General features: G+C 56.9%; 24 protein-coding genes. 7 read left to right on the top strand and 17 right to left on the bottom strand.

What is annotated here, in order from left to right; all coding sequences use genetic code 11:
* Position 1: 1 nt before the first annotated feature.
* The 10 genes from ALO80_RS21585 to rpmH form a co-directional block, all read right to left on the bottom strand.
* Positions 2–409, bottom strand: a complete 408-nt coding sequence (locus tag ALO80_RS21585) for a F0F1 ATP synthase subunit I (RefSeq protein WP_002555989.1) — start codon at positions 407–409, stop codon at positions 2–4.
* Between the two features lie 146 nt (positions 410–555).
* Positions 556–1428: a ParB/RepB/Spo0J family partition protein gene (locus ALO80_RS21590; protein WP_054985598.1), complete on the bottom strand. Its 873-nt coding sequence runs from the start codon at positions 1426–1428 to the stop codon at positions 556–558.
* A 9-nt stretch (positions 1429–1437) separates the two neighbouring features.
* The gene (locus ALO80_RS21595) at positions 1438–2229 is read right to left on the bottom strand and encodes a ParA family protein (RefSeq protein ID WP_054985597.1); all 792 of its coding nucleotides are present in this window, start codon (positions 2227–2229) and stop codon (positions 1438–1440) included.
* Positions 2230–2247: 18 nt separating this feature from the next.
* Entirely contained in the window at positions 2248–2892 is a 645-nt protein-coding gene (gene rsmG / locus ALO80_RS21600; RefSeq protein WP_055010455.1) for a 16S rRNA (guanine(527)-N(7))-methyltransferase RsmG, read from the bottom strand.
* Positions 2889–4781 (bottom strand): tRNA uridine-5-carboxymethylaminomethyl(34) synthesis enzyme MnmG, encoded by a 1893-nt coding sequence (gene mnmG / locus ALO80_RS21605; protein ID WP_055010472.1) that lies wholly within the window; start codon positions 4779–4781, stop codon positions 2889–2891. The genes rsmG and mnmG overlap by 4 nt, the downstream gene beginning before the upstream one ends.
* A gap of 575 nt (positions 4782–5356) precedes the next feature.
* Complete coding sequence (gene mnmE / locus ALO80_RS21610; RefSeq protein WP_055010456.1) at positions 5357–6727, bottom strand: tRNA uridine-5-carboxymethylaminomethyl(34) synthesis GTPase MnmE; 1371 nt, start codon at positions 6725–6727, stop codon at positions 5357–5359.
* Positions 6728–6805: 78 nt separating this feature from the next.
* Positions 6806–8491: a membrane protein insertase YidC gene (yidC, locus tag ALO80_RS21615; RefSeq protein WP_054985594.1), complete on the bottom strand. Its 1686-nt coding sequence runs from the start codon at positions 8489–8491 to the stop codon at positions 6806–6808.
* 2 nt (positions 8492–8493) lie between these two features.
* Positions 8494–8739 carry a membrane protein insertion efficiency factor YidD gene (gene yidD, locus ALO80_RS21620; protein ID WP_002551313.1) on the bottom strand — a complete coding sequence of 82 codons (246 nt, stop codon included), beginning with the start codon at positions 8737–8739 and terminating at the stop codon, positions 8494–8496.
* Positions 8732–9133 carry a ribonuclease P protein component gene (gene rnpA, locus ALO80_RS21625; RefSeq protein ID WP_055010457.1) on the bottom strand — a complete coding sequence of 134 codons (402 nt, stop codon included), beginning with the start codon at positions 9131–9133 and terminating at the stop codon, positions 8732–8734. The genes yidD and rnpA overlap by 8 nt, the downstream gene beginning before the upstream one ends.
* A gap of 16 nt (positions 9134–9149) precedes the next feature.
* Positions 9150–9284 carry a 50S ribosomal protein L34 gene (rpmH, locus tag ALO80_RS21630; protein WP_002551315.1) on the bottom strand — a complete coding sequence of 45 codons (135 nt, stop codon included), beginning with the start codon at positions 9282–9284 and terminating at the stop codon, positions 9150–9152.
* Positions 9285–9868: 584 nt separating this feature from the next.
* Here rpmH and dnaA point away from each other — a divergent pair.
* The 4 genes from dnaA to gyrB are packed head-to-tail and all read left to right on the top strand — an operon-like array spanning position 9869 to position 16097.
* The gene (gene dnaA, locus ALO80_RS21635) at positions 9869–11407 is read left to right on the top strand and encodes a chromosomal replication initiator protein DnaA (RefSeq protein ID WP_055010458.1); all 1539 of its coding nucleotides are present in this window, start codon (positions 9869–9871) and stop codon (positions 11405–11407) included.
* Between the two features lie 38 nt (positions 11408–11445).
* Positions 11446–12549, top strand: a complete 1104-nt coding sequence (dnaN, locus tag ALO80_RS21640; protein ID WP_054985591.1) for a DNA polymerase III subunit beta — start codon at positions 11446–11448, stop codon at positions 12547–12549.
* A 22-nt stretch (positions 12550–12571) separates the two neighbouring features.
* Entirely contained in the window at positions 12572–13675 is a 1104-nt protein-coding gene (gene recF / locus ALO80_RS21645; RefSeq protein ID WP_055010459.1) for a DNA replication/repair protein RecF, read from the top strand.
* A gap of 4 nt (positions 13676–13679) precedes the next feature.
* The gene (gyrB, locus tag ALO80_RS21650; RefSeq protein ID WP_055010460.1) at positions 13680–16097 is read left to right on the top strand and encodes a DNA topoisomerase (ATP-hydrolyzing) subunit B; all 2418 of its coding nucleotides are present in this window, start codon (positions 13680–13682) and stop codon (positions 16095–16097) included.
* Positions 16098–16149: 52 nt separating this feature from the next.
* On the opposite strand, the gene ALO80_RS21655 is transcribed toward gyrB, so the two are convergent.
* The 3 genes from ALO80_RS21655 to ALO80_RS21665 are packed head-to-tail and all read right to left on the bottom strand — an operon-like array spanning position 16150 to position 19113.
* The gene (locus tag ALO80_RS21655; protein ID WP_055010461.1) at positions 16150–17037 is read right to left on the bottom strand and encodes a transporter; all 888 of its coding nucleotides are present in this window, start codon (positions 17035–17037) and stop codon (positions 16150–16152) included.
* 28 nt (positions 17038–17065) lie between these two features.
* Positions 17066–18100 carry a phenylacetaldoxime dehydratase family protein gene (locus ALO80_RS21660; protein WP_055010462.1) on the bottom strand — a complete coding sequence of 345 codons (1035 nt, stop codon included), beginning with the start codon at positions 18098–18100 and terminating at the stop codon, positions 17066–17068.
* 2 nt (positions 18101–18102) lie between these two features.
* Entirely contained in the window at positions 18103–19113 is a 1011-nt protein-coding gene (locus tag ALO80_RS21665) for a nitrilase (RefSeq protein ID WP_055010463.1), read from the bottom strand.
* 168 nt (positions 19114–19281) lie between these two features.
* Between ALO80_RS21665 and ALO80_RS21670 the strand changes: the two genes are divergently transcribed.
* The gene (locus tag ALO80_RS21670; RefSeq protein WP_055010473.1) at positions 19282–20241 is read left to right on the top strand and encodes an AraC-like ligand-binding domain-containing protein; all 960 of its coding nucleotides are present in this window, start codon (positions 19282–19284) and stop codon (positions 20239–20241) included.
* A 156-nt stretch (positions 20242–20397) separates the two neighbouring features.
* Here the strand turns inward: ALO80_RS21670 and ALO80_RS21675 are convergent, their stop codons facing one another.
* The 4 genes from ALO80_RS21675 to glyQ are packed head-to-tail and all read right to left on the bottom strand — an operon-like array spanning position 20398 to position 24790.
* Positions 20398–21168, bottom strand: a complete 771-nt coding sequence (locus tag ALO80_RS21675) for a lysophospholipid acyltransferase family protein (protein WP_054985585.1) — start codon at positions 21166–21168, stop codon at positions 20398–20400.
* 57 nt (positions 21169–21225) lie between these two features.
* On the bottom strand, positions 21226–21777 hold the full coding sequence (gmhB, locus tag ALO80_RS21680; protein ID WP_055010464.1) for a D-glycero-beta-D-manno-heptose 1,7-bisphosphate 7-phosphatase: 552 nt from the start codon (positions 21775–21777) through the stop codon (positions 21226–21228).
* A gap of 14 nt (positions 21778–21791) precedes the next feature.
* On the bottom strand, positions 21792–23846 hold the full coding sequence (gene glyS, locus ALO80_RS21685) for a glycine--tRNA ligase subunit beta (protein ID WP_055010465.1): 2055 nt from the start codon (positions 23844–23846) through the stop codon (positions 21792–21794).
* Positions 23843–24790, bottom strand: a complete 948-nt coding sequence (gene glyQ, locus ALO80_RS21690; protein ID WP_002551326.1) for a glycine--tRNA ligase subunit alpha — start codon at positions 24788–24790, stop codon at positions 23843–23845. Before glyQ ends, glyS begins: the two co-directional genes overlap by 4 nt.
* Before the next feature lie 80 nt (positions 24791–24870).
* Here glyQ and ALO80_RS21695 point away from each other — a divergent pair, with 80 nt between their 5' ends.
* Both ALO80_RS21695 and ALO80_RS21700 read left to right on the top strand, forming a co-directional pair.
* A complete protein-coding gene (locus ALO80_RS21695) occupies positions 24871–25422 on the top strand; it encodes a DNA-3-methyladenine glycosylase I (protein ID WP_055006599.1) in 552 nt (183 codons plus the stop codon).
* Between the two features lie 38 nt (positions 25423–25460).
* Positions 25461–26348: a lysophospholipid acyltransferase gene (locus ALO80_RS21700; protein WP_055010466.1), complete on the top strand. Its 888-nt coding sequence runs from the start codon at positions 25461–25463 to the stop codon at positions 26346–26348.
* The last annotated feature ends 102 nt before the right edge of the window (positions 26349–26450 follow it).

Consider the following 26450-nt stretch of genomic DNA (forward strand, 5'->3'; position numbering starts at 1 on the left):
CCTAAGGTCTCGAAAGTCTTGTTCTCGTAAGCAGGGGAGCGAACCAGTTGACCACCTGGATCAACATGAACACGCCGAATACAGCCAGCGGCGCCAATGGCTTCACACCTGCAAACGTCAATGCAAAAAGCACTGCCGTGAAAATCAGTTTGCCTGCCTCGCCGGCGTAGAACGACCGCACGATGGCTTGCGCTGCTCTGGCCCCGGAAAACCGGAATGCCTTGTGAGCAAAGTATAAATTGGGTAGCCAGGCTATCAGGCCTCCACAGAGTCCCGAATATCCTGCAACGACTCCTTGCCACTGCCACAGCACCAGTGCGGCCATGAGCAGCACGATCAATTGAGCCAGCAATAGCGGAAAAACCGCCAGGCGATAGAACGGCAAGCGGTCTGGCATGCGGGATTCCATCGCAACTGCTCCTTTGATGTCGGTCGCCATAATCAATAACTTGGCATAATTTGTGCCGACAAAATGCGCGCAGAGTATAGGGGCGGTTCAGCCCCTATTCAACAGTCGGGTAGTGATTTCCGACTATACGCTACAGAGCAATTGTTTCAGCGGATGTGGGCAAGCACTCCCTGAAGCTCGTCAAGGGAGTTGTAACGGATGACCAATTGCCCTTTGCCCTTCTGCCCGTGACGAATCTGCACCGCAGAGCCTAAACGCTCGGCCAGACGCTGCTCGAGGCGACTGATATCGGGGTCGGTCCTGACCGGTTCGGCAGCCTCCGGCTTGCCGCTCAGCCATTGCCTGACCAGTGCCTCAGTCTGGCGCACGGTAAGCCCGCGTGCGACAACATGTCGCGCACCTTCGACCTGCCGGTCCTCACTGAGACCGAGCAACGCGCGCGCGTGACCCATTTCCAGGTCGCCATGCGACAGCATGGTCTTGATGGCCTCAGGCAAGGCAATCAGGCGCAACAGGTTGGCCACACTGACCCGAGACTTGCCGACGGCATCCGCCACCTGCTGCTGGGTCAGTTGAAACTCCTGCTGCAAGCGCTGCAGCGCCATGGCTTCTTCGATGGGATTGAGGTCTTCGCGCTGGATGTTTTCGATTAGCGCCATCGCAATCGCGGTTTCGTCCGGCACATCACGAACCATCGCCGGGATCGTCTCGACACCGGCCTGCTGGCTCGCGCGCCAGCGACGCTCGCCAGCGATGATTTCAAACCGGTTGTCACCGATCGGACGCACCACGATCGGCTGCATCACGCCTTGCGATTTGATCGACTGGGCCAGTTCTTCCAGCGCCTGCGGGTCCATGTCACGGCGCGGCTGATACTTGCCGCGCTGGATCAGGTCCAGCGGCACATGCTGCAACTCACTTGGCGGGGCCTTCACGGCCTGCTCTTCCAGCGAACTGACGGTTGGACTGCTCAGAAGTGCGTCCAACCCACGTCCGAGACCTCGTTTCTTGACGGCCATGGGAATTCCTTAGGTTGGCTGAGCGGTTTTTGCGCCGCGACGTTGACGACGGACCAGTTCACTTGCCAGGGCCAGGTAGGCCAGTGCACCGCGAGATGACTTGTCATACGCCAGCACAGGCATGCCGAAACTCGGTGCTTCGGCCAGGCGAATGTTTCTCGGGATCACGGTGTCGTACAGCTGCTCGCCAAAGTGTTCCTTGAGCTGCGCGGAAACATCATTGATCAGGCTCAGCCGCGGATCATACATCGTGCGCAGCAGACCTTCGATCTTCAACTGCGGATTGAGCAATTCACCGATGCGCTTGATGTTATCCACAAGGTCGCTAAGACCTTCGAGCGCAAAGTATTCACACTGCATGGGGATAATTACACCGTCCGCCGCAACCAGTGCGTTCAGGGTCAGCATCGACAAAGAGGGCGGGCAGTCGATCAGAATGTAATCGTAATTCTCGCGGATAGGTGCCAGCGCATTGCGCAGACGACTCTCTTTCATCTGCATTTCCAACAGAACCACCTCGCCCGCCGTCAAATCACGGTTGGCCGGAAGCAGTTGGTAACCACCGTGCTCGGAAAACTGCATGGCCTGACCCAGATCGCATTCACCGATCAACAGGTCGTAGACCGAGTTTTCCAGATTGTGTTTATCGACACCGCTGCCCATGGTCGCATTGCCCTGGGGATCAAGGTCGATCAACAGCACACGGCGCTTGGTTGCGACCAGTGACGCGGCGAGGTTGATACATGTGGTGGTCTTGCCTACCCCACCTTTTTGGTTCGCTATCGCGAATACCTTAGCCATTCTTGCTTGTGTTCCCCGTCATGCCGTGCGGCGCAGTATCAGCAGATGGCGTTGGCCTTGGCAACCCGGAACGGTCAAGGCGTGTGCGCTATCGAGGTGAAAATCCGAGGGCAATGCTACCAGCTCATCGTCAGGATGCAGCCCTTTCATTGCCAGCCAGCGTGTATTCACGTCGCCCATGTGGCGGGTCCAGCCCGTGAAGTCTTCCAGGCTGCTGAATGCACGGGAGATGATCCCGTCGAACGGCACATCGGGCTGATAACTTTCTGCACGGCTGTGGATAACTTCAAGATTATCCAGTTTCAGCTCCAGTTTGACCTGGGTCTGAAAGCGGGTCTTCTTGCCGTTGCTGTCCAGCAGCGCCACTTTGCGCTGCGGAAACAGGATGGCCATGGGAATGCCGGGCATCCCACCGCCGCTGCCGACGTCGATCCAGCGTGTCCCGTCGATGAACGGCACTACGCTGAGACTGTCGAGCAGGTGCCTCGATACCATTTCGTCCGGATTGCGCACCGCGGTCAGGTTGTAGGCCTTGTTCCACTTGATCAACAGCGCCAGATACGCCAGCAGTTGCTCGTGCTGGAGCGGGGTGAGGTCAATCCCCAACTCCCGGGCACCGGTGGATAACTCTTGGGCGTGTTGCGGGGTGACCATAGAACTCAAGCGCTTTGCTCCAACTGACGGCCCGCGCCGCGTTTTTTCAAATGAATCATCAACAGGGAAATCGCTGCGGGTGTGACGCCGGGTATGCGCGAAGCCTGCCCGAGTGTTTCCGGACGAGTTATCCCCAGCTTGCTCTGGATTTCCTTGGACAGACCGGAAATGCCGGCGTAATCGATATCTTCTGGCAAACGCGTGTCTTCGCTGGCCCGAAGCCGGGCAATTTCATCTTGCTGACGGTCGATGTAACCGGCGTATTTTGTCTTGATCTCGACCTGCTCGGCCACCTGTGGATCGGTGCAGCCCTGACCGGTAACGGCAATCAGGCTCGCATAGTCGATTTCCGGGCGGGTCAGCAGATTGAGCAGGTTGTATTCATGGGTCAGTGGCGTGCCGAAGTGTGCGGCAATTGCATCGCCCTGTTCGGTACCGGGACGCACCCAGGTACTTTTCAAGCGCTGTTCTTCCAGCGCGATGCTTTCGCGTTTGGTACAGAACGCAGCCCAGCGGGCGTCATCGACCAAGCCCAGTTCACGGCCTTTTTCGGTAAGTCGCAGGTCCGCGTTGTCTTCACGCAGGATCAAACGGTATTCGGCCCTGGACGTGAACATCCGGTAAGGCTCTTGCGTACCGAGCGTGATCAGGTCATCGACCAGAACGCCGATGTACGCTTCATCGCGACGCGGGCACCAGCTGTCTCGACCTTGTGCACGCAGTGCGGCGTTGGTCCCGGCCAGCAAACCCTGGGCACCGGCCTCTTCGTAGCCGGTTGTACCGTTGATCTGACCAGCAAAGAACAGACCGCCGATGACTTTGGTTTCCAGGCTGTATTTCAAATCACGCGGATCGAAATAGTCGTATTCGATGGCGTAACCAGGGCGAACGATGTGTGCGTTTTCCATACCGCGAATCGACCGGACGATCTGCAGTTGCACATCGAATGGCAACGAGGTGGAAATCCCGTTCGGGTACAGCTCGTGGGTAGTCAGTCCTTCAGGCTCGATGAAGACCTGGTGGCTTTCCTTGTCGGCAAACCGGTGGATCTTGTCTTCGATCGATGGGCAATAGCGCGGACCAATGCCCTCGATCACGCCTGAATACATCGGCGACCGATCAAGGTTGGAGGCAATGATTTCGTGAGTACGGGCGTTGGTGTGGGTAATCCAGCAGCTCACCTGCGGCGGATGTTGTTCCTTGGAGCCCAGGAACGACATGACCGGAATCGGCGTGTCGCCCGGTTGCTCGGTCATCACCGAGAAATCGACAGAACGCCCGTCAATGCGCGGCGGGGTACCGGTTTTCAGTCGGCCTACGCGCAGTGGCAGTTCGCGTAACCGGTGAGCAAGTGCGATCGAGGGAGGATCACCTGCGCGGCCACCTGAATAGTTCTGCATACCAATGTGGATAAGTCCGCCAAGGAACGTACCTGTGGTCAACACCACGGAATCGGCAAATATGCGCATACCCATCTGGGTCACCACGCCGCGGACCTGATCCTGTTCGACGATCAGGTCATCGCAGGCCTGTTGAAATATCCACAGGTTGGGCTGATTTTCGAGAGTCTCGCGGATAGCTGCCTTGTACAGCACGCGATCGGCTTGCGCACGGGTTGCACGTACGGCCGGCCCCTTGCGGCTGTTCAGCACGCGAAACTGGATGCCGCCCCTGTCGGTAGCCATGGCCATGGCACCGCCCAAGGCGTCGATTTCCTTGACCAGGTGGCTTTTACCGATACCACCGATGGCAGGGTTGCAACTCATCTGGCCGAGTGTTTCCACGTTGTGGGTCAGCAACAGGGTTTTGACACCCATGCGTGCCGACGCCAGTGCGGCCTCGGTACCGGCATGACCGCCACCGATGACGATCACTTCAAAACGGGAAGGGAAATCCACCACGCACCTCGTGCCTGTTGTCGATGAGAAATTGGGATAGCTGACAAGTATAGGGACTTACCCCACCTGAATGAAACCCGTTGGACAAAATTTAACCAGCTGTGGAAAACTCACGAATAAAGAAAATAAAAAGGAAAGAAAGTTTATAAAGCCTTGTTTTTATGTTTATTCTTACTGAGCCACCATTCTGTGGATAGATCGCCACAGGCCTTTATTTTCAGTGTGTACAGAGATTCAAAAGTCTGTGTTCATGTGGGTATGAGGGGGTTGGATAACCGTCCTGAGCCTGTTGATAAGATAACCACTTGTCCACAGGGCGATTTATCTTCAGGTTTGCACCCTGCTTACCCACCGAGCTAAGGGGCGGTTATTCACAGGGCTTAATCCACAAAAAAAGGCTCTTCAGCAAAAATCGGGCGCGGAAAATCCCTCTCTCGGGCATTTCTACTCGTCAGATTCAGGTGTTGAGGCAAAGTAAAGGAGGACAATGGCGGAGCATGTGGATAACGCTGCAGCAGAAAGGGGCGTCTTGTGCTGCTTGAAGGCATGACCCAGGATGGGCCATGCCGGGAGGTTTATTTGCCGATGCAGAAGCTGGAGAAGATTCTGCCAAGCAGATCATCGGAGCTGAATGCACCGGTAATTTCGCCAAGCGCTTGCTGTGCCTGACGCAGGTCTTCGGCCAGCAGCTCTCCAGCGCCCGCCAGGGTGAGTTGAGCCCTGCCGTGCTCCAGCGAGTCACTGGCATGGCGCAGCGCCTCAAGGTGGCGTCGACGTGCGCTGAAGCTGCTTTCCGATGTTTGCTCATAGCCCATGCAGGCTTTGAGATGCTCGCGCAGCAGTTCAAGCCCTTCGCCACCCGACCTGGCGCTCAGGCTGATGGTGACGTGGCCATCAACGCTGGTTTGCAGATCGACAGGGTCTCCACTCAGATCTGCCTTGTTGCGTATCAGCGTGACTTTCGACGGGTCCGGGCGCTGCTCGAGGAATTCGGGCCACAATGCAAACGGGTCTGCTGCCTCCGGCGCGGTCGCATCCACCACCAGCAGAATCCGGTCTGCTTCACCGATGGCCTTGAGTGCGCGCTGCACGCCGATCATTTCCACCTGATCTTGAGTATCCCGCAGCCCAGCGGTATCGACGACATGCAAGGGCATTCCGTCTATGTGGATATGTTCACGCAATACATCACGGGTGGTGCCGGCAATCTCGGTGACGATTGCCGCCTCTCTACCTGCCAGAGCGTTCAACAAGCTTGATTTACCGGCATTCGGACGTCCGGCGATCACGACGGTCATCCCATCGCGCAATAAAGCCCCCTGACCTGCCTCACGCAGAACTGTGGATAACTCCATACGCACGTCATCGAGCATGCTCAGGACATGGCCATCGGCAAGGAAGTCGATTTCCTCTTCGGGAAAGTCGATTGCAGCCTCTACATAGATGCGCAGGCTGATCAATTTCTCGGTCAAGTTATCCACACGCCGGGAGAAAGCGCCCTGCAATGAGCGCAGTGCATTGCGCGCCGCCTGTGCAGAACTTGCCTCGATCAAATCCGCAATGGCTTCAGCCTGAGCAAGATCGAGCTTGTCATTGAGAAACGCACGCTCGCTGAATTCTCCCGGACGAGCGAGACGGCTGCCCAGTTGCAGGCAGCGCTGCAGCAGCATATCCAGAACGATTGGGCCGCCGTGGCCCTGAAGTTCCAGCACGTCCTCGCCGGTGAACGAGTTGGGTCCGGGAAAATACAGCGCGATCCCCTCATCGAGTACATGTCCGGCTTCGTCGACAAAAGGCCCGTAATGGGCGAATCGTGGCTTCGGCGTGCGGCCGATGATGGCTTCAGCCGTCTTGCCGGCCAGAGGACCTGATACACGGACGATACCGACACCGCCTCGCCCTTGGGCTGTAGCGATGGCGACGATGGTTTCACGAGGAACGTTCATGGTCCGGCTCCAGGACAAATGACGGATAGCAAAACGCCCCACTAGGGGGCGTCTTGTACAACCTGTTCACAGGTTAGATCAGGCAGCTGCTTTCTTGGTAGCCGCTTCGATCTTGCGAGTGATGTAAGCCTGCTGTGCAATCGACAGGGTGTTGTTCACAACCCAGTACAGAACCAGACCGGCAGGGAACCACAGGAAGAAGAACGTGAAAATGATCGGCATCATTTTCATGACCTTGGCCTGCATCGGGTCCGGCGGAGTCGGGTTCAGACGCTGCTGGATGAACATGGTTGCGCCCATGATGATCGGCAGGATAAAGAACGGGTCCTTGATCGACAGGTCAGTTATCCACAGGATCCACGGTGCCTGACGCATTTCCACGCTTTCCAGGAGTACCCAGTACAGTGAAAGGAAAACCGGCATTTGTACAAGAATCGGCAAGCATCCACCCAGTGGGTTGATCTTCTCTTTCTTGTACAGCTCCATCATGGCCTGGGACATCTTCTGACGGTCGTCGCCATGCTGCTCCTTCAGCAATGCAAGCTTCGGAGCCACGGCGCGCATGCGTGCCATCGACTTGTAGCTGGCTGCGGACAGCGGGAAGAACAGACCTTTGATCAGCATGGTCAGGACGATGATCGACCAGCCCCAGTTACCGAGAATGGCGTGGATATGCTGCAGCAACCAGAAGATAGGCTGGGCAATGAACCACAGGAAACCGTAGTCGACTGTCAGTTCCAGACCTGGGGATAACTCTTTGAGTACTGCCTGGCTTTTCGGACCTGCGTACAGCGTGGCGCTGGTTTCGCCCTGTGCACCAGGTGCAACCGACAGCGTCGGGCTGGTGAAACCGATGATGTAATTGCCTTGGCTGTCTTTGCGGGTCTGAACGGCGTTGGTGGCGTTGTGATCAGGAATCCACGCGGTCACGAAGTAGTGTTGCAGCCATGCAACCCAGCCGCCCTGAACGGTTTCCTTGACCTGACCCTTGTCGATATCTTTCATCGACACTTTTTTGTACGGCTCGGCCGCAGTCCACAGTGCTGCACCCAGATAGGTGGCTGTACCGGTGGCAGTGGTCGACGAAGGATCGGAGCTGGCGTCACGCTTCAGTTGCGCGAACAGATTACCGGACCAGGGTTGCGCGCTCTGGTTATCCACAACATAGGTCATGACCAGATCGTACAGGCCGCGCTTGAAAGTGAAGCGCTTGATGTAATTGACGCCGTTTTCCGAGAATTTCAGCTCCACGACCATCGTGTCCTGGCCGTCAGCCAGTTGATAAGTCTTTTGCGTGGAGGAATAAACCGGACGACCGGCGGCGCGTGCATCAGGACCGTTCGTTCCAGTCAGGCCGCTTTGCGCCAGAAAAGTACGTTCGCCGCCATTGTCGAACAGCTGAAACGGAACATCAGGACGATCCTGACGACGCGGATACAGAGGCAGGCGAAGCTGAACAACGTCGCCACCCACCGGATCGATCGCCAGATCGAGCACATCGGTCTTGACGTGGATAAGGTCTTTGCTGGCTACGGCCGGAGTTTCAAGAGGTGCTGCGGCAGTGTTGGCAGTAGCGCTTGGAACGTCGGCACTTGCAGAACCATTAGTACCAGCGGCCGTATCCGGAATACCCGGTGCGGTGGTGCTGGCTGCAACATTCTGGGTCGGCATGGCAGCCTGGCCATAGTCTTGGTTCCATTTCAGAACCCCGACGTAGGTCACGATTGCCAGGGCGACGATCAGGATCGTGCGTTTAATATCCATGATTACTCGGCCATCGAAGAAGAACGGGAGGTGGGGACAGCTGGAACCGGGTCATAACCACCGGGATTCCACGGGTGACAGCGACCCAGGCGACGAATTGACAGCCAGCCACCGCGCAAAAGGCCATGATTCTCGATGGCTTCATACGCGTAGCAGGAGCAACTGGGGTAGAAACGACAGTGACTGGCCATCAGCGGGCTAATGGCATAGCGATAAAACTGGATCGGAACGAGTGCCAGTTTACGCATCTGGACTGTCTACCCCTGCAGTTTCGGATTTTTCTTCCGGAATGGGTCGGCTACGCGCCAGACGTTTCCAGAGCTTGCCGAAATGCTGAATCAGTTCAGGGTTTTCTACGTCACCCAAACCTTTACGCGCGACGATAACGATATCCCAACCGACCAAATTGTCTTGGTGTTGGCGAAATGATTCGCGCATCAGGCGTTTCAAACGATTGCGCTCGACGGAGAGCTTCACGCTCTTTTTACCTATCACCAGCCCCAGCCGGGGATGATCAAGGTCGTTGTTGCGCGCAAGGAGCAGGAGATTTTTCCCCGGAACCTTGCCGGTAGGGGAGTCAAAGACTGCCTTGAAATGCCGGGGGGTCAGCAAACGCTTCTCCCGACTGAAGTCTCGACTCACCTCCTGTGCCGATTTATCAAACTGCCAGACGCTTACGGCCTTTGGCACGACGACGCGAAAGGACTGCGCGGCCGTTCTTGGTGGCCATGCGTGCACGGAAACCGTGGGTGCGGGCGCGCTTGATAGTGCTGGGTTGGAAAGTACGTTTCATGGCGTGTTACCTGGTTCGTCCACTACGGGCCGGAATGGCCCCCGTTTTAAGAGACCGGGGATTCTAGAGAAAGCAGGCCCGCAGGTCAATTTCCAACCAGCTTTTCTTCATATACACCTTTTATAGACATTCTTCTGTCGGGTAGCCGTTTCAATGCACCCGGCCTCCTGTCAGTTATAGAAATAAAAAGAAGAGAGTATTTAAAGCTTCTTTATAAAGCTTATAACTCTTACGCAGCCATTTTCTGTGGATAACATCCTGAAGGCCTTTAAAATCAACATGTACAGCGTTTCAAAAGGTTGTCCAGAAGCCGTGCCTTGCCTGTGCCGCACTGTCGGAAAAGCTGTGCATGGAATGCCGTTTTATCCACAGGCGAGTTATACACAGAGTTCACGCCCGAGTTATGCAATGGGCTGAAGAGTGGTTATCCACAGATCTCAGGATTTGACCGCTTGTCGCGTGAGCACTTCATAAATCGTTGATTTATAGCTATCTGTGAGCAACCTACATGTGGATAAGTCCTCTGCGGATCGTTACAATGGCGGCTGTTTTTGCCTCACCGGCTTTCAACTCAGGGGATATCCGTGTCAGTGGAACTTTGGCAGCAGTGCGTGGAGCTTTTGCGCGATGAGCTGCCTGCCCAGCAATTCAACACTTGGATCCGTCCGCTACAGGTCGAAGCCGAAGGCGACGAGTTGCGCGTGTATGCACCCAATCGTTTTGTTCTCGATTGGGTCAACGAAAAATACCTTGGTCGTTTGCTTGAGCTTCTGGGCGAGCATGGCCACGGCATGGCCCCTGCTCTTTCCTTATTAATAGGAAGCAAGCGCAGCTCTGCACCACGTGCCGCCCCCAACGCGCCACTGGCAGCTGCAGCGTCCCAGGCGTTGTCTGCCAATTCGGTCAGCAGCGTTTCTGCTCCTGCTCCAGCGACATCTGCAGCGCCACCCGCTGCGGTTGCCGTGTCTGCACCGGTTCAGAGCGTTGCAGCACATGACGAGCCTTCACGTGACAGCTTCGACCCGATGGCCGGTGCCAGCTCTCAGCAGGCCCCCGCGCGTGCGGAGCAACGTACCGTACAGGTCGAAGGCGCGCTCAAGCACACCAGTTACCTGAACCGCACGTTCACGTTCGAGAACTTTGTCGAGGGTAAATCCAACCAGCTGGCACGTGCTGCCGCCTGGCAAGTCGCCGACAACCCCAAGCATGGCTACAACCCGCTGTTTCTTTACGGCGGCGTAGGTCTTGGTAAAACGCACTTGATGCATGCTGTGGGTAACCATCTGCTCAAGAAGAATCCGAACGCAAAGGTTGTCTATCTGCATTCGGAGCGTTTCGTCGCAGACATGGTCAAGGCCTTGCAGCTCAACGCAATCAATGAGTTCAAGCGCTTCTACCGTTCAGTCGACGCGTTGTTGATCGATGACATCCAGTTTTTTGCTCGCAAGGAACGTTCACAGGAAGAGTTTTTCCACACGTTCAATGCGCTTCTGGAAGGTGGGCAGCAGGTCATTCTGACCAGCGATCGATATCCGAAGGAAATCGAAGGCCTGGAGGAACGACTCAAATCGCGTTTCGGCTGGGGGCTGACAGTGGCTGTCGAGCCACCCGAGCTGGAAACCCGGGTAGCGATCCTCATGAAGAAAGCGGATCAGGCCAAGGTCGATCTGCCTCATGATGCGGCGTTCTTCATTGCCCAGCGAATTCGCTCCAACGTGCGTGAGCTGGAGGGTGCGCTCAAGCGCGTCATCGCTCACTCGCACTTCATGGGCCGCGACATCACCATCGAGCTCATTCGCGAATCACTGAAAGACCTGCTCGCGTTGCAGGACAAGCTGGTCAGTGTGGATAACATTCAGCGCACCGTCGCCGAGTATTACAAGATCAAGATCTCTGATCTGTTGTCCAAGCGTCGTTCCCGTTCTGTTGCCCGACCGCGTCAAGTGGCCATGGCGCTTTCCAAGGAACTCACCAACCACAGTCTCCCGGAAATTGGCGACGTGTTCGGTGGCCGGGACCATACGACAGTCTTGCACGCCTGCAGAAAGATCAACGAGCTCAAGGAATCCGATGCGGATATCCGCGAGGACTACAAGAACCTGCTGCGCACTCTGACTACGTGATAACGCCAGTGCAGCTTATTAAGGCAAGGGACTAGACCATGCATTTCACCATTCAACGCGAAGCCCTGTTGAAACCCCTGCAATTGGTCGCCGGCGTGGTAGAACGCCGCCAGACCTTGCCGGTTCTGTCCAATGTGCTTCTGGTCGTGGAAGGTCAGCAGCTATCGCTGACCGGTACTGATCTTGAAGTCGAACTGGTTGGCCGCGTCCAGCTGGAAGAGCCTGCCGAACCCGGAGAAATCACGGTTCCCGCGCGCAAGCTCATGGATATCTGCAAGAGCCTGTCCAATGACGCGCTGATCGATATCAAACTCGATGACTCGAAACTGATCGTCAAGGCCGGTCGTAGCCGTTTTACCCTGTCGACATTGCCAGCCAATGACTTCCCTACGGTTGAAGAAGGTCCAGGTTCGCTGACGTTCAATCTGGTACAGAGCAAACTGCGCCGTCTGATCGAGCGCACCAGCTTTGCGATGGCTCAGCAGGACGTTCGCTACTACCTCAACGGCATGCTGCTGGAAGTGAGTGCCGGTATCTTGCGTGCGGTGGCCACTGATGGTCACCGTCTGGCGATGTGCTCGATGTCTGCCGATATCGAACACGCTGATCGCCATCAGGTGATCGTTCCGCGCAAAGGTATTCTCGAAATGGCGCGTCTGCTGACCGAGCAAGACGGTACGGTCAGCATCGTTCTGGGTCAGCATCATATCCGTGCTACTACCGGCGAATTCACCTTCACCTCAAAACTGGTCGATGGCAAATTCCCGGACTATGAACGCGTTCTGCCTAAAGGCGGTGACAAGCTGGTGCTGGGCGATCGCCAGGCATTGCGCGAGGCATTCAGTCGTACCGCGATTCTGTCCAATGAGAAGTACCGTGGCATCCGTCTGCAGTTGGCCAATGGTCAGTTGAAAATTCAGGCCAACAACCCCGAGCAGGAAGAAGCAGAAGAGGAAATCAGCGTTGAGTACAACGGTGATTCTCTGGAGATTGGTTTCAACGTGAGCTATCTGCTCGACGTACTGGGCGTCATGACGACCGAACAGGTTCGCCTGATCCTGTCCGATTCCAATAGCAGCGCCCTGGTGCAAGAGTCGGATAACGACGATTCCGCCTACGTTGTCATGCCGATGCGTCTGTAATTCAATGTCCAGCGCAACCTAGATGTCTCTTAGTCGCGTCTCGGTCACCGGGGTGCGCAATCTGCACCCGGTGACCCTCTCCCCCTCCCCGCGTATCAATATTCTCTACGGCGCAAACGGCAGTGGCAAAACCAGTGTTCTGGAGGCCATTCATCTGCTGGGCATCGCTCGCTCTTTTCGCAGCAGTCGCCTGCTTCCCGTTATCCAGTATGAACAGCCATCCTGCACTGTCTTCGGGCAGGTCGATCTTGCGCAGGGTGGCCATAGCAATCTCGGTGTTTCACGCGACCGCCAAGGCGAGTTTCAGATTCGTATCGATGGGCAGAATGCGCGAAGCGCTGCCCAGCTGGCAGAGATTTTGCCGCTGCAGCTCATCAATCCTGACAGCTTCAGGTTGCTTGAAGGCGCGCCGAAGATACGCAGGCAGTTTCTGGATTGGGGAGTGTTCCACGTGGAACCTCGGTTTATGGCCACTTGGCAGCGCCTGCAGAAGGCCCTCAAGCAGCGAAACTCGTGGCTTCGGCATGGTACACTTGACGCCGCTTCACAGGCGGCATGGGACCGTGAGTTGTGCTCGGCGAGTGAAGAGATCGATGAGTTTCGTCGCGCCTACATCAAGGCATTGAAGCCAGTCTTCGAACAGACTTTGAGCGAACTTGTCGAGCTTGAAGGTTTGACCCTGAGCTACTACCGAGGCTGGGACAAGGAAAAAGAGCTGAGTACAGTGCTCTCCTCCTCCCTGCATCGTGATCAGCAGATGGGACACACCCAGGCAGGACCACAAAGAGCTGACCTGCGCCTTAGATTAGGCGCTCATAATGCGGCAGATATATTGTCCCGCGGTCAGCAAAAGCTGGTGGTCTGCGCACTGCGTATTGCTCAGGGACACCTGGTCAGTCAGGTCCGTCGCGGCCAGTGTATCTATCTGGTGGATGATTTGCCCTCCGAACTGGATGACAACCATCGACGCGCACTTTGCCGCTTGCTGGAAGAATTACGCTGCCAGGTGTTTATCACCTGCGTAGATCAAGAATTTTTGAGGGAAGGCTGGCAGACGGAAACGCCAGTCGCTTTGTTCCACGTGGAACAAGGCCGTATCACCCAGACCCACGACCATCGGGAGTGATTGCATGAGCGAAAACCAAATGTACGACTCGTCCAGCATCAAGGTGCTGAAAGGACTCGATGCCGTACGCAAGCGTCCCGGAATGTACATCGGTGATACAGACGATGGCAGCGGTCTGCACCACATGGTGTTCGAGGTGGTTGATAACTCGATCGACGAAGCATTGGCAGGCCATTGCGACGACATCAGCATCATCATCCATCCAGACGAATCTATTACCGTGCGCGACAACGGCCGCGGTATTCCGGTAGATGTGCATAAAGAAGAAGGCGTATCGGCAGCCGAGGTCATCATGACCGTGCTTCACGCTGGCGGTAAGTTCGATGACAACTCCTACAAAGTATCCGGCGGTTTGCATGGTGTAGGTGTCTCTGTTGTTAACGCCCTTTCAGAAATTCTATTGCTGACGGTTCGTCGCAGCGGCAAGATCTGGGAGCAGACCTATGTGCACGGTGTTCCACAGGAACCGATGAAAATCGTCGGTGAAAGTGACACCACGGGCACCCAGATCCACTTCAAGCCTTCCGCTGAAACCTTCAAGAATATCCACTTCAGCTGGGACATCCTGGCCAAGCGGATTCGTGAGCTGTCCTTCCTGAACTCCGGTGTCGGCATCGTCCTCAAGGATGAACGTAGCGGTAAGGAAGAGCTGTTCAAATATGAAGGCGGTCTGCGCGCATTCGTTGAATACCTGAACACCAACAAAACCCCGGTCAATCAGGTGTTCCACTTCAATATTCAGCGTGACGACGGTATTGGTGTCGAGATTGCGCTGCAGTGGAACGACAGCTTCAACGAGAACCTGCTGTGCTTCACCAACAACATTCCGCAGCGTGATGGCGGCACTCACCTGGTGGGTTTCCGCTCTGCGTTGACGCGTAACCTGAACAACTACATCGAGCAGGAAGGTCTGGCCAAGAAGCATAAGGTCGCGACCACCGGTGACGATGCGCGTGAAGGCCTGACTGCGATCATTTCGGTCAAGGTGCCTGATCCGAAGTTCAGCTCGCAGACCAAGGACAAGCTGGTTTCGTCCGAAGTCAAAACAGCAGTGGAACAGGAGATGGGTAAGTACTTCTCCGACTTCCTGCTGGAAAATCCGAACGAAGCCAAAGCCGTCGTAGGCAAGATGATCGACGCAGCCCGTGCCCGTGAAGCTGCGCGCAAGGCTCGTGAAATGACTCGCCGTAAGGGCGCTCTTGATATCGCTGGTTTGCCGGGCAAACTGGCTGATTGCCAGGAGAAAGACCCTGCCCTCTCCGAACTGTACCTGGTGGAAGGGGACTCTGCTGGCGGATCAGCCAAGCAGGGGCGTAACCGTAGAACCCAGGCCATCCTGCCTCTAAAGGGCAAGATCCTGAACGTTGAAAAAGCACGCTTCGACAAGATGATCTCTTCTCAGGAAGTGGGCACCTTGATCACTGCGCTGGGCTGTGGCATCGGCCGCGAAGAGTACAACATCGACAAGCTGCGCTATCACAACATCATCATCATGACCGATGCTGACGTCGACGGTTCGCACATCCGCACCCTGCTGCTGACATTCTTCTTCCGCCAGTTGCCTGAGCTGATCGAGCGTGGCTATATCTACATCGCTCAGCCGCCGCTGTACAAGGTCAAGAAAGGTAAGCAAGAGCAGTACATCAAGGACGACGAGGCCATGGAAGAATACATGACCCAATCGGCCCTTGAAGACGCCAGCTTGCACCTCAGCGAATCGGCGCCGGGCATTTCCGGTACTGCACTGGAAAAACTGGTCAACGACTTCCGCATGGTCATGAAGACGCTCAAGCGTCTATCGCGTCTGTACCCACAGGAACTGACCGAGCACTTCGTCTACCTGCCGCCGATCACGCTGGAGCAGCTGTCCGACCATGAGGGCATGCAAGCCTGGCTGGCACTGTTCGATGCGCGTTTGCGCACCGGTGAGAAGTCGGGTCTGGTGTACAAGGCCAGCCTGCGTGAAGACCGTGAGCGTAACGTCTGGCTGCCAGAGGTCGAACTGATCTCCCACGGCCTGTCGAACTATGTGACCTTCAACCGCGACTTCTTCGGCAGCAACGACTACAAGACCGTTACGGCTCTGGGCGCGCAGATCAGCACGCTTCTGGAAGACGGTGCCTACGTACAACGTGGCGAGCGCAAAAAGCCTGTCACCGAGTTCAAGGAAGCCCTTGCCTGGTTGATGGCCGAAAGCACCAAGCGCCACACCATCCAGCGCTACAAGGGTCTTGGTGAGATGAACCCGGATCAGCTGTGGGAAACCACAATGGACCCGAGCGTGCGTCGCATGCTGAAAGTCACCATCGAAGACGCCATCGGCGCTGACCAGATCTTTAACACCCTCATGGGTGATGCGGTCGAGCCACGTCGTGACTTCATCGAGAGCAATGCGCTGGCAGTGTCCAACCTGGACTTCTGATGAGCACATGAAAACACCAACCCCGGCGAAAGCCGGGGTTTTTGTTTGTGCTTTAAAACAGTTTTGCCAGGCGCAGGTTCAAGCGTAACTTTTCCTTGAAGCCCTCTTCCACTTCCAGATCCCTGCCGAGCACTGCCTGTACCTGAATCGACGGCGCAAGCATGTGCGTTGCACTCAAGCGTATGTACGTGGTGTTCAATTGATCGTTTTGATTGAGGCCCGCTACGCGGTTTTCTCCGCCATCGATGTGGCCGCCACCTACAGCAAAATGGGTTTTCGGCGAAAGGTTGTAGCGCAGATAGGCCTGATATTCGTAGCGAGCTTTTTGCTTGAGCGTACTGCTGGCGGCGCCGTAATCATCGTTATGGCTGAACCATGAGACATCTGCGGCGGTGTCCACTGCCCAGTTGGCATTGAAGTGGTGGATATAAGCCGCTTGTAACAAGAGACGCCAGCGGTTTTCACCGAGGTTGAGTGCGTCGTCATTTTCGTAACTCCCGGTCGGCATATACACGTACGGTGCCAAGGAAAAGACATCCTTGTTAGCGGTGTCCAGGGTCCACTTTACCGGTGTGCCAATAATCAGGTCGCCGGTGCCGGTGGTCTGGCCGAGCGAGCTTGCATCACCACCGCCCTTCAGATGCCCGTAGGGCAGAATGAACTGCGGCTCTATCACTGTGTTGTTGCCTGGCGTAAACGAATGGATATAGCGCAACAGGCCGACATCGGTCTTGAGCCTGAAGTCATCCGAGACTTTATGACCTTGGCTGTAGAAGTCCGAGCTTTCGGCATGTTGTGCATATACAAGTAACGCACTCATGCCCACCGGTAGCGGCTCGTAATCACCTGCGGTGATCTCCAGCGCACAGGTGACTGTCGAACAACATAGCCAGGTAGACCCTGCCAGCGCTGAGCGGGCACTCAAAGGGAGTCGTTGCATGTTCTGTTTCCTCAAGGACAAGTGCGTATCAGCGGCTGAGCAAACCACTTCCGGGACGGCAGTTGAGGTACTCGAAATACTGGGCTTCACTCGGAATGACTGCGATCTCATGGTAGAGGCGCAACTGGACCTGAAAGTTGAGGGTCTGCACGTACTGCATGAAGCCGCCGAAGATCGCCACATGGGTCGGGTGGGTCTTCGCCCAGCGCTCCAGGTTGGCCAGATCATCGAACCAGGCCAGTCCGAAACTCTTTTCCAGAGGCTCGCCGGTCTTGTTGTCCAGCGCCTGCATGAAGCGACAGCTCAGGCAGCCAACGGCGGCGCCCTGGTCACGCAGAAACGTCATTCCGGTGTTGAGTACGGGTTGTATATCGTTTACGTACAGGTCGCGTTCCTGCGCGGTGGTACTGCTCCAGTCCTGGCCAGAGCGAATCAGGCACAGGTTGTCGCGACCGAAAAGGCGCACACGACCGGGACGCACAACGTTCGCAGTGAAAGAACGTCTGCTGCCGATCAATGCGTCGGTCTGCCCCAGAGGAATGCGGTCGCGGGAACTGCCCCAGTAAGCATGCTCCAGAATCGGCTCACTCATGTGAGTGGCAAGGTGCGTAACGCCTTCGGGCATGTCAGGGGCAGAAAAAAGTGTTTCGAAACGCTCGACGGTTGGACAGACAACCTCTTGAAACCAGCCAAGTGGTCCGGTTTCACGAGCCGGGTCTTGCCACCATTGCATGAAACCCGAGCTATTGCGCCACTGATGAAACGTGTCCACGTCGCGCCAATAAGCGATGGCAATGCAGGTATGGAAGCCATCCATATCCACGCAGCGTGCACTGTCCCAATACTGCGGACCTGAACTGGCGGCGAAATAATTGGTTATAGGGGCCAGTTCCGCCAAGCCTGCCAGGTGCAGGGCCTGAACGCCGAAGCAGGCCATTACTACCTGCCCTGCCAAGGGATCGAAACGCGCAGACCATGCGGGGAACGGCGGTTGATAGCCCTCGGGCACATTGCTGTTCAGCTCGCGTGGCTTGCGCAGATGCTCAGGAATCGCTGATTGCATGGTCACACCTCCAGCGCGACGGCTGGCTGAAACAGCTCGACAACTTCGCCGCTGACCGGCAAGCCCGGCAGATCCACGACGCAAGGGTTGGCATTGGGGTTGAACATCAGGCGTGTGACGTCGGGACGTGAGTAATGCCCAGCCGGGTCCGCTGCGACCTTGGCGAAGGTCAAGGCGGCAGGATCAAGTGTTGCGTAAAGCAAGCCTTCTTCATGTTCGCCCAGCGCGGGCACCAGATCGCTTCCGTCCGGGCCAAAGATCCGCGCATGTCCGCCACCGGCCTGCAGCAGGCCAAGCTTGGCGTCATTGTCGCAAAGCATCTCGATCATCTCGGGCGAGACGATTGCACAAGGGGCAATGACGAAGCACTGCCCTTCTGCGGCATAAATCCGTGAAGCGGCGGTGTTGACTTCGGGCCCGAGAGCGCTTGTGGCATTCCGGTACAGGCTGAAGCTGGGCCAGGCTGCCACGTGAATCTGTTCGTTCTGCGCATACATGGCGTACTTGGAAAGCGGCTGCAGGTGCTCCCAGCAGCACAGGGCACCCAGTACGCCTATGGGGGTTTCAAAGGTCCGCAGCGACGCGCCGTCGCCCTCGCCGAACAAGGTACGCTCCACGTGAGTTGCCTTGAGCTTACGGCGCACCCCAACGGTCTCTCCCTGGTCATTAATGATCCACTGACCGATGTACAGTGACGCCTTGCTGCGCTCGCTATAACCCAGCACTACATAGATACCGTACTGGCGAGCCGCGTCGCTGATACGCCGGGCCTGAGCGCTGTCCAGGACCAGAGACTGCTGGTGGTAGCGATGTACCAACGGCATGTTCCAGGCGGGTGCATCGAGCCACAAAAACCACGGGTAGCCTGGAATCCATGTTTCCGGGAAGGCGATCAGACCGGCTCCAGCCGCCGCTGCCTGCTCGATCAGCATTATTGTCTTGTCTACTGTAGCGTCCAGATCGAGAAACACGGGCGCAGCCTGTACACAGGCAACTTTCAGTGGCGCTTTCATCGTCATAACCTTTAATGGTGGTTGGCTGAACACAGGCTATTGGCTTTACTGGCGATCGGATTAGGACGAAAAGGAAGGGCTTTTTGACTGGTCGCGATGGACCCGCAGGAATGGTTTCAGACTTGCATGAAGATCGGCTCGAAGCATTCAAAGTGCAGGTTGAACGCGATGAGCATCTATTTCGATACCCACAGTATTGCCCCACGGGAGCGCGCAGATTTCTGGCAAGAAGTGGTGTGCAATACGTTCGTCCCGCTGGACTGCGCGTTCTCGGATCGGCAGAGCTTTCATGGGCGCTTGCGCTCGCATAGCGTGGCAACGCTGGCCTTGGTGGACATACAGTCCTGTGAGCAAACGGTTGTTCGAGATGCCACAAGGATCGCGCGCAGTGACGATGAGTTCGTGTTGGTGAGTCTGGCGCTCGAGGGGCAAGCTCAGGTATCTCAGGAGGGGCGCGACGCCGTATTGAAAGTCGGTGATTTTGCTATTTACGACACTCGTCGCCCCTATCGGCTGCACTTCGACAGTGCATTCAGGCAGACCGTAGTGCAAATTCCGCGCAACAGCCTGCAACAGCGCTTGTGCAATCTGGAATATCTGACCGCGCTATCAATGTCTCGTGACAACCCTCTCAACGGGCTGGTCTTCGACCTTTTTACTGGTCTGGCTGCTCTGGAAAATCGAGTCGACGCAACGCAGCAAATGCGGATTACAGAGCAAGGTCTGGATCTGTTAGCCATGGCGTTGTCCGAGCGTGTCAAAGGACAGGTACAGGGTTCAAGGCGCAGTGGTTTACTGCTGCGCATCAAGGACCACATTCAGGCCAATCTTTCAGATACAGCCCTCTCCCTGGATAGCGTCAGCGCCCGATTCGGGGTGAGTACGCGCTACATCAGCAGTCTTTTTCAGGATGAACAGACTTCGTTTGGCCGGTATCTGCTGGCATCCAGGCTTCAGCGTTGCGCCACTGACCTGCGCGAACCGTTGCTCGTCAACCGGCAAATCGGCGAGATCGCCTGGCGTTGGGGGTTCAGTGATGTGGCGCATTTCAGCAGGGTATTCCGCCAGCAGTACGGCATGCCTGCTCGAGCCTATCGGGCTGTCGTTTCGCCAATCCATCAAGCATAAAAAAACCGACCTGCGCAGGTCGGTTTCAACTACATCACTAAAACTTATGCACGTTTTTCAGTTTTTTATAGCCTGAAAAAATATGTATATAAATTAGAGGGTTAATCTGGTTTTTTGACTGCTTTCAGAAAAACCGTACACAGGTTATCCACAAAATCACGCCGGTACTTTCTCGGGGTTTACTGCGGGTGCAACAGGCGAGCCCATCGCTCGCTGCGCGTCCTCATTCCAGGCTTGAACGCGGTCATTCAGCGCGGCAATGGCACGCGGACCTGTGCCCTCTGCATACATCGGTTCGCCTATTACCACCTGGATAGTGCCGGGCTTCTTTGCCCAGCCATCTCGAGGCCAGTATTTGCCAGCGTTATGTGCGATGGGCAGAACCGGTAGATCAGCGTTTACCGCCAAGGCAGTGCCGCCGCGAGAGAATTTACCGACCTGGCCGTAAGGCACGCGCGTGCCCTCCGGGAATATCAGCACCCAGACTCCATCCTTGAGCAGTTCGTCGCCTTTCTTGGCAATTTCCCTTAGCGCGGCTTTCGGGTTATCGCGGTCAATGGCGATCGGCCGCAGCATTGCCATAGCCCAACCGAAGAACGGCACATAGAGCAACTCACGCTTGAGAACCTGGCTCATGGGCTCGAAATACGCCGATAGAAAGAAGGTCTCCCAGGTGCTCTGGTGGTTGGAGATGATCACGCAGGGTGTTTTCGGTACGTTTTCTGCGCCCTTCACTTCAACGTGAATGTTCAGGAACACTTTGGTCAGCCAGATGGCGCAGCGACACCAGTAGACGTTGATGAAGCGATAGCGGGCTTTGAACGGCAGGAAAGGTGCAATGAAAAAGCTCAATGTGCACCACAGCAACGAGCTGGTGCCCAGCAACAGGTAAAAGAAGAAGGTCCTGATTGCCTGCATGATCGACATAGTTACGTTTACCGTACGGGCAGGTGCCCGCTCCTTGAGCGTCCTGAACCTGACGAGCTACCTGTTCAGTGAAGCGCTGTTGTGGATAAGTTCTGCGGCAACCGCCGCCAGATCGTCAAAAATCAACGTGCCTGCCGGCACTCCGCTGTCCATCGTTTTACGGCCTTTGCCGGTCATCACCAGTACAGGCTGAGAATCGACGGCCACTGCGGCCTGCAGGTCACCTTTACTGTCGCCCACGAACCAGAGACCTTTGGGGTCTGCTGCGTAATGACGGGCGATGGCCTGCAGCATGCCGGGTCTGGGCTTGCGGCAGTGGCAGTCATCGTCTGGCCCATGCGGGCAATAGACGATCAAACCGACCTCGCCACCCTGCTCCGCCACTAGCTTGCGCAAGCGCGCATGCATGGCGTCCAGAGTGGCCAGATCATAATAACCTCGGGCAATGCCCGACTGGTTGGTGGCGACAGCCACCGTCCAGCCGGCCTTGCTCAGATCTGCGATAGCCTCGATCGAACCGGGAATGGGCACCCATTCATCCACCGACTTTATGTAAGCGTCGGAGTCATGGTTGATCACTCCGTCCCGATCAAGTATCAGCAGTTTCACCCTCGACTCCCCTGTCAGCCCAGCAGCGAAATATCGGCAACGCCGAGGAACAGGCCGCGTAGTCGCGACAGCAAGGCATAGCGGTTGGCGCGCACATTGGCGTCTTCCGCATTGACCATGACTGCTTCGAAGAACGCATCGACCGGTTCACGCAGCATCGCCAGACGCGCCAGCGATTCGCTGTACTGACGCTCGGCAGCCATTGGCTGGATGGCATGGTCGGCCTGCTGAATGGCCGAGTACAGGGAGAACTCGTTGGCGTTGTCGAAGTACTTGGGCTCGACAGTCTGGGCGATACTGCCCTCGGCCTTGCTCAACAGGTTCGATACGCGCTTGTTCACCGCAGCCAGTGCGGCAGCTTGCGGCAGTTTGCGGAAGGCCTGGACTGCCTGAACACGCTGATCGAAATCCAGCGCCGAGGCAGGTTGCAGGGCACGTACCGAGAGGTACACCGCTACATCCACGCCTTCGTCTTCATAACGCGCACGCAGGCGGTCGAAGATGAAGTCGAGTACCTGCTCGGCCAGACCGGCTGGTTTGATCTTCGCGCCGAACTGCGTAACGGCGAATTTCACCGTCTCGACCAGATTCAGGTCCAGCTTCTTCTCGATCAGGATACGCAGGATGCCCAGCGCAGCACGACGCAGTGCATAAGGGTCTTTGCTGCCGGTGGGCAGCATGCCGATACCGAAGATGCCGACCAGCGTATCAAGCTTGTCGGCAATGGCCACGGCAGCGCCGGTCAGTGTTGTCGGCAGCTCGGCACCCGCACCTCTTGGCATGTACTGCTCGTTGAGCGCCAGCGCGACATCTTCAGGCTCGCCGTCGGCCTTGGCATAGTAGTAACCGGCAATGCCCTGCATTTCCGGGAACTCGCCGACCATCTCGCTGGACAGGTCGCACTTGGACAGCAAGCCGGCCCGCGCCGCGCGCTGGGCGTCGCCGCCAATGCGCGGAGCGATGTAGGCGGCAAGTTTCGACACGCGCTCGGCCTTGTCGAACACGCTACCCAACTGAGCCTGGAACACGACGTTCTTCAAACGGTCGTTGAAGGTTTCCAGTTTCTGTTTCTTGTCCTGCTTGAAGAAAAATTCGGCGTCGGTCAGGCGAGGACGAACCACTTTCTCGTTACCGGCGATGATTTGCGCCGGGTCCTTGCTCTCGATGTTGGCCACGGTAATGAAACGCGGCAGCAACTTGCCTTCGGCATCCAGCAGGCAGAAATACTTCTGGTTGTCCTGCATGGTAGTGATCAGTGCTTCCTGAGGTACTTCCAGAAAGCGCTCTTCAAAAGAACACACCAGCGGAACCGGCCACTCGACCAGGCAGGACACTTCATCCAGCAGGGCCGGCGGCACGATGGCGGTGCCTTCCTGTTGGGTGGCCAGCTCGTCGACGCGTTTGCTGATGATCTGGCGACGCTCATTGAAATCGGCCAGTACATAAGCCGCGCGCAGATCGCTGAGGTAGCCGGCGGGTGAAGTAATACGCACGTCTTCCGGGTGATGGAAGCGATGACCGCGAGAATGACGACCCGCGCTCTGAGCGAGAATCGTGCAGTCGACCACCTGATCACCGAACAGCATCACCAGCCACTGGGTCGGCCGCACGAATTCTTCCTTGCGGGCACCCCAACGCATGCGCTTGGCAATTGGCAGGTCGTTCAGCGAGTCCTCGACGATGGTCGGCAACAGGGACGTGGTCGGCTTGCCGAGAATGGTCTGGCTGTAGCGCAGTTTCGGGCCGCTCTGATCGATTTCGCTCAGGTCGACACCGCACTTCTTGGCAAAGCCCAGGGCTGCCTGGGTCGGATTGCCATCGGCGTCGAATGCCGCCTGACGGGGCGGGCCGTCCAGATTGACGCTGCGATCCGGCTGTTGCGTAGCCAGTGCGGTGATCAACACTGCCAGACGACGTGGCGCGGCGTAGACCTGTTTGGCGCTGTAGGTCAGACCTGCGCCCGACAGACCTTTTTCAATACCGGCGAGGAAAGCGTCTGCCAGAGAACCGAGGGTCTTGGGTGGCAGTTCTTCTGTGCCCAGTTCGACCAGAAAATCTTGAGCACTCATTGCGCTGCCTCCAGCTTGGCCAACACTTCATCGCGTAGATCGGGCGGTGCCATCGGGAAGCCGAGACGGGCCCGTGCCTGCAGGTAAGCCTGAGCCACCGAGCGGGCCAGCGTGCGCACGCGCAGGATGTATTGCTGACGCGCGGTCACGGAAATGGCGCGACGGGCGTCCAGCAGGTTGAACGTGTGCGAGGCCTTGAGGACCATTTCATAGCCCGGCAACGGCAGCTCCAGCTCGATCAGACGCGCAGCTTCGCTTTCATAGAAATCGAACAGTTCGAACAGTTTGTCGACGTTGGCGTGTTCGAAGTTGTAGGTCGATTGCTCCACCTCGTTCTGGTGGAACACATCGCCGTAAGTCACTTTGCCGAACGGGCCGTCAGCCCAGACCAGATCGTAGACCGAGTCCACGCCCTGCTGGTACATCGCCAGACGCTCGAGACCGTAAGTGATTTCGCCGGTAACCGGGTAGCACTCAAGGCCACCGACTTGCTGGAAGTAGGTGAACTGCGAGACTTCCATACCGTTGAGCCAGATCTCCCAGCCCAGACCCCAGGCGCCCAGCGTCGGCGATTCCCAGTTGTCTTCGACGAAGCGCACGTCATGCACCAGCGGATCGAGACCGATGTGCTTGAGCGAGCCCAGATACAGTTCCTGGAAGTTATCCGGGTTCGGTTTGAGAATTACCTGAAACTGATAGTAATGCTGCAGGCGGTTCGGGTTTTCGCCGTAACGGCCGTCAGTCGGGCGACGGCTTGGCTGTACGTAAGCGGCGTTCCAGGTTTCCGGGCCTACGGCGCGCAGAAACGTGGCAGTGTGGAACGTGCCGGCGCCTACTTCCATATCGTAGGGCTGAAGTACCACGCAACCTTGTTCCGCCCAGTATTGCTGGAGGGCGAGGATCAAGTCTTGGAAGGTACGCACGGCTGGCGTAGGCTGGCTCACAAATTTCACCTGTGCTGGGCTGCGATTCAAAGAGCGGGAGTATACCCGATTCGGCCGCACGTCCACTCCTTGGGAGCCCTATGACACGCTGCTTTTGGTGCAACGAAGACCCCCTGTACATCGCTTATCACGATCAGGAGTGGGGAGTGCCGCTGCGCGATGCGCAGAAGCTCTTCGAGTTGCTTTTGCTCGAAGGGTTCCAGGCCGGGCTGTCGTGGATAACGATTCTCAAGCGCCGGGCGCGTTATCGCGAGGTGTTGTTCGGCTTCGATGTCGAGCGCCTGGCGCAATTGAGCGACGCCGAGATAGACGCGCTGATGCTTGATCCGACCATTATCCGCAACCGTCTCAAGCTCAAGGCTGTGCGCACCAATGCACGGGCCTGGCTGGCGCTGGAAGATCCGGTCGGATTGCTCTGGTCGTTTGTGGGCGATATACCGAAGATCAATCATTTCAAGGACCGCAGCGAAGTCCCGGCGATTACCGCCGAGGCCGAAGCGATGAGCAAGGCTCTGAAAAAGGCCGGATTTACCTTTGTCGGCCCGACCATCTGTTACGCCTACATGCAGGCCAGCGGCATGGTCATGGACCACACCGTCGACTGCGATCGGTATGCGATCCTGAGCCGCTGACGGTTACACTACCCGCCTCGAGAATCTGGGAGTCATCTGTGGATAAGTTCAAAGGCGCCGTAATGGTCGGGGCATTGCGATTGTTTGCACTGTTGCCGTGGCGCGCCGTGCAGTGGGTGGGTACCGCCATTGGCTGGCTGATGTGGAAGCTGCCCAACCGCTCGCGCGAAGTGGCGCGGATCAACCTGTCCAAGTGTTTCCCCGAGTTGAGCGAGCCCGAGCTGGAAAAGCTCGTTGGCCACAGCCTCATGGACATCGGCAAGACATTGACCGAAAGCGCCTGTGCGTGGATCTGGCCGGCACAGAAATCGATCAACCTGGTGCGCGAAGTCGAAGGGCTCGACGTGCTCAAGGACGCGCTGGCGTCGGGCAAGGGCGTGGTCGGCATCACCAGTCACCTGGGCAACTGGGAAGTGCTCAATCACTTCTATTGCAGCCAGTGCAAGCCGATCATCTTCTACCGTCCGCCCAAGTTGAAGGCCGTGGATGACCTGTTGCGCAAACAACGTGTGCAGTTGGGCAACCGGGTTGCGGCATCGACCAAGGAAGGCATTCTCAGTGTCATCAAGGAGGTCCGCAAAGGCGGGTCGGTAGGCATTCCGGCCGATCCGGAGCCGGCTGAATCAGCGGGCATCTTCGTACCTTTCTGCGGCACTCAGGCGTTGACCAGCAAGTTTGTGCCGAACATGCTGGCCGGAGGCAAGGCCATAGGTGTCTTCCTGCACGCCATGCGCCTGCCGGATGGTTCGGGCTACAAAGTGGTACTGGAAGCCGCCCCCGAAGCCATGTACAGCACCGACACTGAAACCTCGGCAGCGGCGATGAGCAAAGTGGTCGAGAAGTATGTTCGGGCCTACCCGAGCCAGTACATGTGGACCATGAAACGCTTCAAGAAACGCCCGCCAGGCGAAGCGCGCTGGTACTAGGAAAGAGCAGACGCGGAGCACTCAGCGTTACCTGCAAGTCCGCTTTTGATTCTGGCCAAAAGCCGTGGGAGCGGACTTGTCCACGAACTGCGCAAGTCCGCT

Origin of the sequence: Pseudomonas caricapapayae (assembly GCF_001400735.1) — a bacterium.
Lineage (GTDB): Bacteria > Pseudomonadota > Gammaproteobacteria > Pseudomonadales > Pseudomonadaceae > Aquipseudomonas > Aquipseudomonas caricapapayae.